The following is a 12,420-nucleotide window of genomic DNA, read 5'->3' as shown; positions in this document are numbered from 1 at the left end:
CCCTGACCCGAACCGCCACTCACGACCTACCCGCCACCTTTGCCTTACCCCTCGATAACGGTGCGCCGCCGGTAGTGCCCGCCACCTTCCCGGTGTTGTCGCGCCAGGTGCGACCGCGGTCGTCGCTGTAGACATACCCGGTGTCATGGTTGGTCAGGCCGCCGGAGTCGCACAAGACTCGGGAACTGCCTTCCCGCCACGTGAACGCCGCGTACAGCCTGCCGCTCGGGCCATAGGTCAAGCCGTGCAGGTAGATGTTGCGGGTCGTGCTGGTGACGCCGCTCGGGGCGGTCCAGGAGCCTGCCGCCGACCAGGTTTCGGACGCGGGGGAGGACACCAGCCCGGCGTCTGATCGGAAATAGAAGACCTTGGTCGGGCTGGATCGCGGTGCACGAGCGACATTGCTCGGCCGATGCGGGGATCTGGGCGGTGAGTCAACGCCCGTCTGCGCGGCTGGGGCGACAAGGTCGAGCAGGCCGACGCGAAGAAGTGCCAGAGTGAGGCACGGGGTTGCTCGGGGTCCGATCGGGGTGAATTCATCCTCGTTGGCACCGGCTATTCCGTTGGAGGCTGCGTAACTCCCCGAAGAGTTGAGGGCGGGCAACCATGCCTAGCGTTTGCGGACGTCCACGGTGACCATCAGATCGCCACGGCCGTCCACCTTGCCGGACGAGCGAAGACGCGGAAAACCGAGACCGGCGGCACGGACCGTGGTGCCGGACTTCACCTTGGCCGGTATCCGAATCTTCTTGATGCCCTCGAAGGTTTCCAGGTCGATGATTCCGCCGTTGCGCGCGGTCTCGGCCGAGATCTGGGTCGTGCAATACAGGTCGGCCCCCGTCCGTTCGAAACGGTCGTCGGGCAGTTCGTTGATCTCGACGTAGAGGTCACCGGCAGGCCCGCCACCGGGACCGGCTCCGCCATGCTCCGCCAGCCGTATGCGCATGCCGTTCGTCAACCCTGGTGGGATCTTGACTGCGATACTTCTCCGGCTGACGACCCGGCCGTCGCCGGCGCAGTGCGGACAGGGGTTATCGATCAGCGTTCCGAATCCGTTGCAGGGCTCGCAGTCTTCCCCTGCTTGGAGACCATCTCCGCCGCAGTGGGGACACCGCTCGACGAGGGACACCGCGGAAGTGCCGAGCCCGAGGCATTCTCCGCAGGTGATCGTCTGTTCGAGCCGGATCGTGTCGGTCTTGCCTGTGAACGCGTCGTGCATCGCGAGGTTGACCATGACCAACGCGTCATCGCCACGACGGGCGCGGCGCTGCGGCCGGGGCCGGACTCTGGTCTGAGGCGGCCGCTCCGGCTGCAGTGAGATCGCCCGGTTCGCCAGGTACACGCGATGCACGAGTTCCGAGGACCATTGCGGCGTCTGTTTGACGCCGGCTTCCCTCAGGCGTTCGTAGACATGCGCGTAAAGCTCGTCGACCGCCACCCTGCCGTCGCCGTCGCGATCCGCCTCGCCCGTGCGCAGACCGTGGATGATCGCTTCGGTAAATCGCGAGGGTTCCGGTTCCAGCTCCCGGAACCGGTTCCCTTCCCACGCGTACTCCGTGCGGCCGGTGGCCATCAGGACGGCTCGCCCGTAGCCGGCGAGTTGTTCTTTCGCGTCCACGCCGGCGGTCGCTTTCATACCCGGTACGAACGCCCCGCTGAAACAGCAGTCGAGCAGCAACACGATCGACTTCGCGCGGGATCGGCCCATCTGGGCGTGCAGAAAACCCGCAGGGATCGACGTGGACGCCAGGAGATCCGGGTCTGTGTCCGCGCACGCGAAGTACAGCAGACCGTCGTCGTCCTTCACCCCGTGGCACGAGATGTGCAGCACCAGCAGATCATCGGTGCCGCGGTTGCGGAAGAACTTCTCGATCGCGCGCGTCGCCAGGTGCGCGGGCGCGTCGACGACCTGCTCCGTCTGGAACCAGCCGATCGTGGGGTCGGCCAGCACATCGCCGAGTTCGACGACGTCCGCAGCCGGTGAGCGCAACTCGGCTAGCCGCTCGCTGCTGTAGGCGCCGGTGGCGATCAGGAGTGCGTCGCGGATGCCCACGTCTCAGTCCGCTTCCAGCTCGAGCGTCTTCTTGAAGGCTTCGATCGCGCGCGCCTGCTGTTCGGCGTTTCCTCCGGTCAACTCGAGCTTGTGGTCACCGACCTCGATTACCACGCGCCGGTCCTTGTCGCGGGTCACCCACGTGCGCAGCACCTGACACACACCGGTGATCAATGCGGTCAGCACCGCGGAACCACCCAGGCTGACGACCATCGTCCCGATGTCGGTCCCGGCGCCCTTCGCGCCGTCCGGCGCGACGACCTCGGGCAGGCGGACGTCCTCGACATCCAGCTCCAACAAGGCTTTCCGGAGCTTCCGCGTCTCCGCGTCGAGCTCCCCGTCTCCGGCCACCCGCACCAGCACTGTCGTCATGCGTCCCCCTCGCCTAGGTCCCCGAGCATGATAGTGGTGGACGTTCGTACATTCCCCTTTCGCCACGTTGGATGTCAGGCGGCCGCCGTCAGGGTGTGATGCCGGGCCAGTGCGTCGGCCGCCGCGCCGGCGCCGCGGGCCAACGCGGTTTCCTCCAGCAGGCGGTGTTCGGCGATGTGTTCCCGGCCGGGAGCGCGGCGCCGCCCACCTGCGAGCCAGTTCGCTCGCGGTCCATATCCGGTCGAAGGTTTCCAGCAGGACCGGGTTTCCGCAGCCTCCAGCAGCGTGCGGTGAAAGACGCGGTGGGCTTCGGACCACGCGCCGGAACGCTTGGCACTCCGCAGCCAGCTCGCTGCGCCCGCCGCGCCACCGGCCGATCGCGCCTTCACCGTCCCAGACCAGCACCCGCGGCACCGCACCGAGCTGCTCGATCAGCCGCCACCACCCGGCGAACAGGTCCTCCGCCCGCCGCGACGGATCAGCACCGCCGAGAGCCACCGCGAATAACCCGTGACCATGGTCAGCACCGGCAACCGGATCGGTTTGCGCACCTACCCGAACCCGACCGGCAGCGTGATCGGCGGAAACCACAGATCACACTGCGCGATCTCGCCTGCCACGTAGTTCGTGCGCGAAGCCGGATCCGGCGGCGAATACACCGGCCGCAACTCCGCCACCCGCGCCGAGAGCACCCGGGTCGACCGCGTCCAGCCGATCCGCTCAGCGATCACCGGCGCCGGCATCGTCGGAAACGCCTGCAACAGCTCACGAATCCGCGGCTCCACTTCGTCCACAATCGACCCCTGCGGCGCCCGCACATACCTCGGCGGCGCATCCGAAGCCAGCGCGGCACGCACAGTGTTGCGCGAAATACCCAACACCCGAGCGGACGCCTTGATCGGCAACCCCTCCGACCTGCGCAAACGACGAATCTCAGCCCAATCCTCCACGGACAACACCCTTCGTCCTCCCTGGCTCGGTTCCAGCCAGAGTCACCGGACAAGGGGTCAAAATTCAGATGCCACGCCGTGATCAGTTTTCACTCGCCGTCGACAATGGGCTGGCGCCCGCGCCGGCGCGGGGCCTGATGAATGATCAGGCCCCCCGGCTGACGACATCGACGGCGGGTGCTCTACCTGACCCCTTCGGGCCGGGCGGCTTCCAGCGGCGACCGCTCCACCGCCGGATCCGAGCCCGGCTTGCGCAGCGACACATCCCGCTACCGCACCGCCGATGCGCCCACCATCTCATCGGCGACGCCGCGTCAAACCGTGCAGTTCTTCGGTGCGCTCACGTTCACCTTGGCTCCGGTGAACTCCTCGATTATCGCGATGTTTTCCGGGGCGTAGTTCTTGGCGACGATCTTGTCCACGTCGGCACTGCCGAGTTTGGCGGCATAGGACGCGGATTGATCGAGCCAATAGGCCGACCGGAGAAACTCGATGAGCACCAGTTCACGCAGCGCGGGTTCGGCTTTGATCTTCGCCCAGTAGTCGGCATGCTTTGTCTTGGCTATGCGCAGGTAGAGCAGAAGATAGCGCATGTTGGTGGCCACGATGTCCCTGGAGTTGCTGGCTCCCACGCCCTGGATGTACTCGGCGACGACCGTCGCCGCGGGCAGCCCCATGAGACCGGCGTTGAGCTCGGCCATGACGCCCTGAAGGCGATACGTTCCTTGCTGTGCGTCGCGCAGGTAGATGTCGTCCATGGACGTGGTGAGCCTGTCCGTGATCAGCGGCAGAATCTCACGGCGAGGGAATCCACCGTGAAGAGGCACCTTCATCGCTTTTCGGGACGCGTTGACCCACGCGGACATGTAGACGTCCCATGACGTTCTCGAAGGATCGAGGTCCCACATGTGGGTTTCCTCGTGAATCGCCACCATCAGAGATTCGGCGAGCGCGTTGAAACTGGATTTCTCCACGAACTGGCTGAAGTACTTGTCCTTGGCTTGAGCGATCGCAAGGCCCTCGCCGCTCGGCCACCGGCGCTTGTACACGGCTTGGATCGTCTGCAGCCATTTCGAAGACTGGAAAGTGGATTTAATGTCGCTTACATCGGCTTTCGGTTGCACGGGTTCTTCGTAACAGAAGGGTGCCCGCGCGACGGCTGTGGCGATGTCCTGCCCGGCGGGGGCTCCTGAAGCGGGTTGAGCGGTGGCCATAGGGGGTTGAACGAAGGACAAGGCGAGGCAGGCGGTCAACAGCGAAACGCAGTAGTCGCGGCGCATACGAACCTCGGTTCACGGTAGGACTTCCGTGGATTAATTACCGGCAGTGTCTCCTACTCGTCACCGTTATCTCAATGATATCGCCACGATATGCGGCTATACGGTCTAGGTATTACGACGGCGTACGGCGGTACGTAGCGCATTGATGCGTGGCTCCGCGAGGCGTCGTGCGGCACCTCCGGCTGTCGCCGATCCGGCTCTGGCGAACGGTCCTGTTACCTTTCCCGGCGGCGCCCGTCATGGTCCGGCAGCGTGTAGCCGACCACCGCGCGGATGGTGCCGCGGACGGCTGGGGAGATCACTTACATCAGGAGTCCTGAGCCTTCTTTCTTTGCGGTGCGGGAACTTCAGAGGCGGATGCGGGAGGTGGGGGAGGGGCCTCCGGTGCGTTGAGCCTCGGCCGTCAGCGTGGCGTTCTCGACGGTGTGCAGGCGGAATGCAGTGGCGGCGCACCAGGCGCCGTAGGAGCTTCGGGGATCGTGCCGATGTGCCTGGGCGTGGCGTTGCGCCAGCGGAGGTAGCCGGCGATGTCGGCTTGCTGGGCGGCGTGGCTGGGGTAGTCGCTGCCGTCGAGGGTGAAGTAGCGGACCGCGGTGAACTCACACTCGATCCAGTTCAACCAGGACGCGTTGGTGCGCGTGAAGACCAGCTCGATGTCGTTGGCCGCGCACCAGGTCCTGACCTCGGCCTTGCCGTGAGGCCATCGTTGTCACAGACCAGGTAGAGCTCCCCGGTCGGGAGGCGGCAACGGAGCTGTTTGCAGAAGTCGAGGAACTGCGGCCAGCGTTTGCGGTCACGGAACCGGCGGAATATCTGCCGGACCCCCTTGGTGCGGGTGTAGGTCGCGCGCAGCCTGGCCGGGCGGCCGGCGGGAAACCAGCCGCGGCCGGGCCGGGGTCGCAGGTTCAGTGGCCCGAACTCATCGACACAGATCACCCGCCGTCGACGACGGACGGGTGATCGTAGAGGTCCAGGATGCGGTTCTTCTTGGCGACGAAGTCCGGGTCCTTGGATCTGCCGGACGGTCTTGATGCTCGCGTGTTCGGCGAGATACCCGACCAGCTTGGCCAGGCTCCAGGTCGTGAACGGCAATCCGATCCCGGCGATGCGGCAGATCTGACCACGGGCGGCCGACCGAACTTAGGAGGTCGGCCGCCCTCCATTTTGGAGACAGCGCTGCGAACCCGGAGTCGTTGAACGCGTGGATGACTCCCGCACGTACCCCTCGGTCTCCGCGATCTCACTCGCGGACCGGCCCTGCACCGAGGCCAGCGCGATCCCGGACCGTCGCAGCCGCACCCGAACCGAGCCGACCTCGTGATCTCCACCAGTCGCTGCGCCGCCTCCGGCTCCAACGACCGCACGAGTATCCCCAGGCTTTACGTGCCATGGCTCACCACCGGCAGCCTCGCGATCACCAGCTCGGATGTCCACGCGACACGGTTACCACGTCAACGTTCCTTGATGAGGCACTAGAAGCGGTGGGACAGCGGTTACGGGCGTTGCTTACTTCTTCCAGACGATCGGGGCGTCCTTGATTTTCTCGGTGTCGGTGTAGGTGGCGGCGCCGACCTCACTGCCTTCGCGGACGGCTTGCAGTTCGCAGGTCTTGTACTTCGCCCCGGCGGTGGTGAAATCCTTCGACGCGGACGCGGCCTTGCACTTCGGGATCTCCCCGGTGACGACCACGCCGGTACTCCGGCCATCCGGGCCCTGCGCGCGCAGCCGCACCACGCTGTGGGCGAGATCGGTGCCGCCGACGTTCTCCACGGTCAACCGGATGTACACCGGCCTCAGGCCCTTGGCCTTCTCGCCGACGGACGCCAGATCCGTGCTCGGGCCGAGGTCGATCGAGTCGACGGTGATCGCGATAGTGCCGGTCTTGTCCGTGCCGTACTTGAACGGCACCACCGCGCGGTCGCCGACCTTCAGCTTGGTGCCGGGCTTGGTGATCTCGGCGGAATTGGCCGAACCGGTGGGCTCGGCGCTCGAACCGGCGGACGAGGACTCGGCGGCGGCCGGCGTGGAGCCCTCGACCGGTGCAGCGGCGCTCTTTTCCCCACTCCCGCAGGCGGACAGCAGGGCAAGTGCGGCAAAACCGGCGGCGAATACCGCTGTGCGGTCGTACTTCATGAATCTCCTCGGGCTCCCCCGCCGAATCGATTCCGGCGTTCTCGCCATGCACCGTAATTGCCGACGCGGCCATCCGGTGTGGTTCGTTCGCGCCACAAAGGATCACAAAACGCTTACGCCGATCAGCTCATTCTCCGATCGCGCGGGCCACCGGCGCCGGCTTGGTCGGCGCCTCCCTGGCCGGGTCGGAGGCGTGACGGACCTGATTCTTGGGTCGCGGAGCTCCAACGTACTTGTCGTGGTGGTTCTCTGGGTTGCCCGAATGTAGACGCATTGATCATTTTCTCGTTGCCATTGTCGAGGCCGACGTGGTGGATCTTGGCGGCTGGATTGCCGTAGAAGAGCAGATCGGCGGGCCGGCCTACACCCCTGACCAGGGGTGCGGCGTTCTTCTACCTGGAGAACAGGGACTTCATCTACGAGCAGCTTGGGTCCGCTCGTAGCAACGAGATGGTGCAGAGTTCCTCTGGTTGTGTGGTCGTAGCAATTGCGGCGCTGGGCGCCGTCTCGGGAATGGAGACCGCGTGGTCACGCACGCGGCGGGGAGCCTGACCACCCGCGATTCGACCAACCAGGCTCGGGTGCCGATCTCGCCTTTGAGGTGGTGAAGAACGACTCGACGTCGGCGTTGACATAGCAGGAACAGGCTCTGCCCATCGACGGGCGGGCGCCCAGCGCGATCAGGGTTCGGCGGAAATCCGCCGATGTACTGCCTGAGTGCCACGATCGGAGTGATCGACGAGGTCTTTAGTCAGCGACGAGCACCCGGCAGGGTCATCTGAGGCCGGAAGCAGCTTGCGCCGTACTGAGCTTGTCCATCGTCGAGCTGGCGACCTGTAGTCGCGGCGCGCTTGTGGCGACGAGAAAGTCTGGTGGCCAGGTAGGTCCGTAGCCGATCAGCACGACAGGCCCGAGATGAAGAGGAGCGCGGGAGACCGGGTGATCGCTGAGGAGCGCAAGTCGTACCTTCGAAAGCTGAGTGAGCGCGACGACGCGGGGGAGCGGGGGGAGCTTCGACCTCGGTCCGCTCAGCCAGGCGCTGATGCCTAGCATCGTCTCACGCGCCTTCGGAATGGCCTGCGGCCGTCGGAGCTTTCGCAGACCGAGCTGACTGATCTCAGCTGGAAGAATGCGGAGACACCGACGGGGTACGGCGGGATGGGTAGCCTCCCCGCGCATGACCCAGGAACGGCTGCCTCCCGCCGAGTACTATGCCACGCTGCCCAAGCAGATCGCGAGCGCGGGCGTCATCTTCAGCGACACCGAGGGCCGCATCTTGCTTGTCGAAACCACCTACGGCTCCGATACCTGGGAGATCCCCGGCGGCGCGCACGAAGAAGGCGAGCATCCCTGGGAATGCGCGCGCCGCGAGATCAGGGAAGAACTCGGGTTCGATGTGCTGCCCGGCCGACTACTGGTCGTCGACTGGGTTTCCCCGCAGCCGGACGGCCGCCCCGCCCTGACGAACAACCTGTACGACGGCGGCGTCCTCGACCAAAACCCCGAATACTGTGCGTCACCGAGGTGCGGCCGTTAGGGTGAACGGTCGATGTAGTTGCCGTCTTCGAGGAGTAGTAGTTCATGATCGCCGAGAGTGTGCACCAGCAGAGCGTGTCCCTTCCGCAGGAAGCGACGCCGATCTTCGACCTGGTAGCGCAGATGGTGTCGCGGACGCAGGTCGACGACGAGCGTGACATCGAGCTCGAAGCCGGCGTCGCGACCTCGGCGTAGCTTCTGACCGTTCGCGGTCATCGAGGGTGTCGTGGTGACCAGCTGGCTCAGCGGCGCAGGCTCTTAACGCACTGTCCTGCCGGTGGGTGTTCAGGCTTGGGACTCGGTAACGCCGGTTCCTGATCGTTCGACTCACGTTGCGGAGGTGGTGCTCGTGATCGCACGTGTCGCGGTATGGGAGCCCATGCCCGGCGATGACCGTCAATGGGTGATCGACGCGGCGAAGGCTGTACCTGGCGTCCTCAACGCCTATCACTTGGTAGACCCAGCCACCGGCAACGGTCTGTCGATTGCGTTCTTCGAGGACGACACCGACACGGCTGAGGTGAAGGCCGCAATCGCGCTGCGAGCTGAAGAGATCGGCTGGACCAACGTGCCGCGCCCCGCGCCGAAGTCGGAGACGATCTACCGGGTGATCCGGAGCGGCTGATCAACGCCATTAGCGTGAACCAGGCCAACGCCCGCTTCGGCGGCATAGCGCAGCAAGCCGAACCCTGTCCTGCCGAGGTCAGTTCAGGCATGACAGGAAGCGTGGCGCACAACGTAATTGGGAGGCAGGACCACCGAGTCTCTTGATCGCTGTCACGAGTTGAATTCGTAGCTTCATCATCGGACCTGGCGCAGCATGATCAGCAGCTATCGTGCGGTCGTGACAGGCATCGGACAACTACCTCTGCTCTTCCTCGACGTCGATGGGCCGCTCATCCCCTTCGGCGCCCCTGCTGAGCAGTACCCGACCTACCTGTCCCGCCTCGACTCACCTGCGGCCGGTTCGAACCCGCTCCTGTCCAGGGGCAATCCCGGCCACGGACTGCACTGGAAGACCCGAGCCTCGTCAACTGGGCACCGGGACGCCCGTTCGTGTGGGTCGACGACGAGATCACCGACATAGACAGACACTGGGTGCACACCGGCCACGGGGCACCCGTGCTACTACACCGCGTCGACCCACGACAGGGCCTCACCGAGGTCGACTACACCGCCCTCGGTGAGTGGCTGCACAGAGCGGGTTTCTTGCCGAGATCGGGCGGAAACTGAGCAAGCCCGTCCTGATGACGCAGGAGGCAGCGGCTCAGCCCGCCCGGTCCTCGGGTTCGATCCGACGCTCGACCGAGTGGTGTTGCTGGCCGATCCCACTGTTCCGCTGAACTCCGACAACAGACGGCAACCCCAGGCGCACGACATCCGCTTATGCCGATGACCGGACATTGTCGGCATCCGCAGTGGCTGACCAGTCATAGCTTGACGTTGCGGACGGCAAGTGCTGCGATTCCTGGAGCGCCCCAGGGGCTGCGTTGTCAGGCCTGGTTTCGGGGAACGACCCCCTGCCGTTGCCGCCGACGTTCAGATCGCCGGGGGTCGACGGCTGTTGGTGGACTTGCCGGTCAGGACCAATCGGTCGCGCAGGCCCGCTTCGGCGACAAGGGCGCCGAGCATGGATTCGCTCTCACCGGCGGCGAAAAGTGTACCTACACCTACAAACCAGGCTACTCCAAGCGAGTGACAGATATTGGCCATCTGTCACATCGCGTGATGATCTTTGCTAGCGTCCGGGGAACCGACTTGAGGAGACTGGGCGATGGCAGGGGATCTCGGGCGACGGGCGGCCTTCGGAATGGCGGCGACCGCTGGTGGCGCGTTGCTGGCCGGTGGAACAGCGGGCGCGACGGAGTCCACTATGGACTCCACAGTGGACGACAAGCGTCAGGTGAGCCCGTCGTTCACCGTGGTGGACAAGCGAGGGCGGCAGCGGTTCCTGCTCGACAGCCGTAAGCCGCCGCTGATCATCGACGGCCAGACCTACCCGCCCGAGCGGCGATCCGGGCCGGAGAACGGCTCCTATCTGATCTTCAACGACGAGACCGGTGACGAAAAGGGCGGCCTGCTCGTCCATCCCACCGGCGGCCGCATCGCCTTCGACTATCCGCACGCGGTGGACGGGATCAACCTCAGCCTGTCCGCGAAGGACGGCGTGGGTGGCGCGGGCCTGACCATCAACGGCATTCCGGATCCCGACGCCGGGCCCAGCGTCCGCGCCACGCCGCGCGCGCTCTTCGGCTGCCACACCACCTTCGGCGCGCAGCTGGCGTTGTGCGATTCCCAAGGGCGTCCGCGAATCGTGCTCCAGGTAGACGAGAACGACCGGCCGACCATCAAGATCCTGGACGGGGACGGCAAAACGGTCAACGAACTGGCCTAGTACTCCAGTGGCAGTTCGTGATCTTGGCTTGGTAGGACAGGTGAAGACGGGTGCGGCCGTTCGCCGCGTCGGTGTGCTCGTCTTCGGGCCGGCCAGTGTGGCAGGCCAGTTGGCCGGCGCGGTCGTGCTGAACGCGCGCACACCCGGCCGGCTGCCTTCGTTCGTCACGTTCACCGGCGTCGCGATCACGCGCTCGCAGCAGGCTCATGCGCTGGTCTGCGTTTCGGCATCCCCGCAGGCAGTCGTGTCATCGGTGTCTCCGGTTGGAGAGGCCGGTATGCGTCCCGAACGCCGGTCTGCTCGCTAATATCAGGTGATCACTGAGGGGGTGATCGCGTGTTCGCGCGCTATCTGGCCGACTACGGCTACTTCGCGTTGGCCGACGACCGCGGGCCTGCGAAGCACGAGCGGCGGGACGGGTTCGAAGGCGGCGGCTTCGCGGTGTTCCGGAACGAGGCCGACATGGTCGACCTGCGCGATCGACCGCGACCCTGTCTCGATCGCGTTCTGGGCCCGGAGCGGCGCACCGGGCCAGCAGCTCCGAACCCTGCACATATCAAACGGAACAGAAAGTCGTGCCCGACGAAGCGCGGTGGACACGGTGCGCACAAACGCCAGCCTGGCCGCTGGGATTTCACCGACCTGCCCGGGGACCACCTTCCTTTATTCTCAGGGCAAGCTCCGGCCTTGACTCCGCGCTGGATCCGCTGGAACCAGCGCGGGTAGCTGATCGTCGAATATCGTGGATACCGACCGGCGCGTTCCGCCGACCCCTGGTATCGCGCCACAGAAGGAAGGACTTCGTCGATGCGTGGAAACAGCAGGTTCGGCTTGGCCAAGAAGGCTGTGGTCATGATCGGAGCGCTGACCGTCGTGAATTGTGCCCTGCCCGCCACTGCGAACGCCGCACCCGCCGCCGGGTGCTCGGCCTTCATGAACTCTGCGGTCAGTGGCGGCTATCAAGCTACCCTCGCCTGCAACGGTATCGGCCTTTCCTTCATCAACGGGCTCGGCACCACCCTCACCGATGCCGGCAAGGAAGCGCGTGCCTTGGCGCAGATCGCACTCGGCGGCGGCGACACTTGCAGCGCTTTCATGCACGCCCCGGCTCCCGGCGGCTACACAGTCACCCTCACCTGCGTCGACACTGGTCTGGTGTCCGGTGCCGGCACCACTTTGACCGACGCCTCACGAGCCGCTCGCGCATCCCTTTGAGAGGTCGCCGACGCGCACCCTCGCACAGCGGACGAGTGTGGCAAGGACACTCCGGTGTCGCGCCGTAAGTTTCCGAAACGACGAGTGCCGGGGAGCGATCGTTGTGCTGTTGCGCTCAAGACAGGTAGCCGTCCTCGTCGAGGATGCCGATGAAGTAGTGGTTTGGACTGGTGCAGCACGGGGAAAATCGACGGATTCGCCACCGCGGACGCCCGATGGTGCTACTCGGTAGGACTCTGCGTAGTCGAGCCACCTTTCCTTGATCTTCATTAGCTGCCAGTCTTGCTGCCAGGCCGAGCTTCGGTAACTATCCGTAGCAACTATTTAGAACTCATGAAACTTTACCGACCCGTATTAGAGATTTGTTTTGTTCGGTAGCGAACAGAATGGGGGTTGCCGAGGTGGTTTCGGCGACGACATCCTCCCGCTCTGGGGTAAGGAGGTCTGATAATCACGCGAGTTCGACTGCGGGCAGAGTGGCCGAAC

General features: G+C 65.2%; 14 protein-coding genes and 1 pseudogene. 7 read left to right on the top strand and 8 right to left on the bottom strand.

The features are described 5' to 3' along the window. Positions 1–19 precede the first annotated feature (19 nt). The 8 genes and pseudogenes from ACLJRL_RS18320 to ACLJRL_RS18285 form a co-directional block, all read right to left on the bottom strand. Positions 20–337, bottom strand: a complete 318-nt coding sequence (locus ACLJRL_RS18320) for a BNR-4 repeat-containing protein (protein WP_410657397.1) — start codon at positions 335–337, stop codon at positions 20–22. A 273-nt stretch (positions 338–610) separates the two neighbouring features. Beyond that, positions 611–2,053 carry a caspase, EACC1-associated type gene (locus ACLJRL_RS18315; RefSeq protein ID WP_410657396.1) on the bottom strand — a complete coding sequence of 481 codons (1,443 nt, stop codon included), beginning with the start codon at positions 2,051–2,053 and terminating at the stop codon, positions 611–613. Between the two features lie 3 nt (positions 2,054–2,056). After that, the gene (locus ACLJRL_RS18310; protein ID WP_410657450.1) at positions 2,057–2,425 is read right to left on the bottom strand and encodes a hypothetical protein; all 369 of its coding nucleotides are present in this window, start codon (positions 2,423–2,425) and stop codon (positions 2,057–2,059) included. 74 nt (positions 2,426–2,499) lie between these two features. Beyond that, positions 2,500–2,814 (bottom strand): FCD domain-containing protein, encoded by a 315-nt coding sequence (locus tag ACLJRL_RS18305; protein WP_410657449.1) that lies wholly within the window; start codon positions 2,812–2,814, stop codon positions 2,500–2,502. After that, a pseudogene (locus ACLJRL_RS18300) lies at positions 2,747–3,384 on the bottom strand (IS21 family transposase); the annotation flags it as partial. The gene ACLJRL_RS18305 and the pseudogene ACLJRL_RS18300, both read right to left, overlap by 68 nt. A 305-nt stretch (positions 3,385–3,689) precedes the next feature. After that, the gene (locus tag ACLJRL_RS18295) at positions 3,690–4,655 is read right to left on the bottom strand and encodes a hypothetical protein (RefSeq protein WP_410657395.1); all 966 of its coding nucleotides are present in this window, start codon (positions 4,653–4,655) and stop codon (positions 3,690–3,692) included. A gap of 403 nt (positions 4,656–5,058) precedes the next feature. After that, entirely contained in the window at positions 5,059–5,274 is a 216-nt protein-coding gene (locus ACLJRL_RS18290; protein WP_410657394.1) for a hypothetical protein, read from the bottom strand. Positions 5,275–6,161: 887 nt separating this feature from the next. Next, complete coding sequence (locus tag ACLJRL_RS18285) at positions 6,162–6,788, bottom strand: hypothetical protein (protein WP_410657393.1); 627 nt, start codon at positions 6,786–6,788, stop codon at positions 6,162–6,164. Between the two features lie 1,177 nt (positions 6,789–7,965). Here ACLJRL_RS18285 and ACLJRL_RS18280 point away from each other — a divergent pair. The 7 genes from ACLJRL_RS18280 to ACLJRL_RS18250 all read left to right on the top strand — a co-directional run bounded on the left by ACLJRL_RS18280 (position 7,966) and on the right by ACLJRL_RS18250 (position 11,934). Then, positions 7,966–8,325, top strand: a complete 360-nt coding sequence (locus ACLJRL_RS18280; RefSeq protein ID WP_410657392.1) for an NUDIX domain-containing protein — start codon at positions 7,966–7,968, stop codon at positions 8,323–8,325. 44 nt (positions 8,326–8,369) lie between these two features. Continuing rightward, positions 8,370–8,519 (top strand): hypothetical protein, encoded by a 150-nt coding sequence (locus ACLJRL_RS18275; protein ID WP_410657391.1) that lies wholly within the window; start codon positions 8,370–8,372, stop codon positions 8,517–8,519. Between the two features lie 145 nt (positions 8,520–8,664). After that, positions 8,665–8,949 (top strand): hypothetical protein, encoded by a 285-nt coding sequence (locus ACLJRL_RS18270; protein WP_410657390.1) that lies wholly within the window; start codon positions 8,665–8,667, stop codon positions 8,947–8,949. Between the two features lie 1,149 nt (positions 8,950–10,098). Next, a complete protein-coding gene (locus ACLJRL_RS18265) occupies positions 10,099–10,719 on the top strand; it encodes a hypothetical protein (protein WP_410657389.1) in 621 nt (206 codons plus the stop codon). A 40-nt stretch (positions 10,720–10,759) separates the two neighbouring features. Further along, entirely contained in the window at positions 10,760–11,026 is a 267-nt protein-coding gene (locus tag ACLJRL_RS18260) for a hypothetical protein (RefSeq protein WP_410657388.1), read from the top strand. Positions 11,027–11,055: 29 nt separating this feature from the next. Beyond that, a complete protein-coding gene (locus ACLJRL_RS18255) occupies positions 11,056–11,445 on the top strand; it encodes a hypothetical protein (RefSeq protein ID WP_410657387.1) in 390 nt (129 codons plus the stop codon). A gap of 105 nt (positions 11,446–11,550) precedes the next feature. Further along, positions 11,551–11,934 (top strand): hypothetical protein, encoded by a 384-nt coding sequence (locus tag ACLJRL_RS18250; RefSeq protein ID WP_410657386.1) that lies wholly within the window; start codon positions 11,551–11,553, stop codon positions 11,932–11,934. Positions 11,935–12,420 lie beyond the last annotated feature (486 nt).

Source organism: Amycolatopsis sp. lyj-112 (assembly GCF_046549055.1).
GTDB lineage: Bacteria > Actinomycetota > Actinomycetes > Mycobacteriales > Pseudonocardiaceae > Amycolatopsis.
This window is presented reverse-complemented; position numbering and strand designations above follow the sequence as displayed.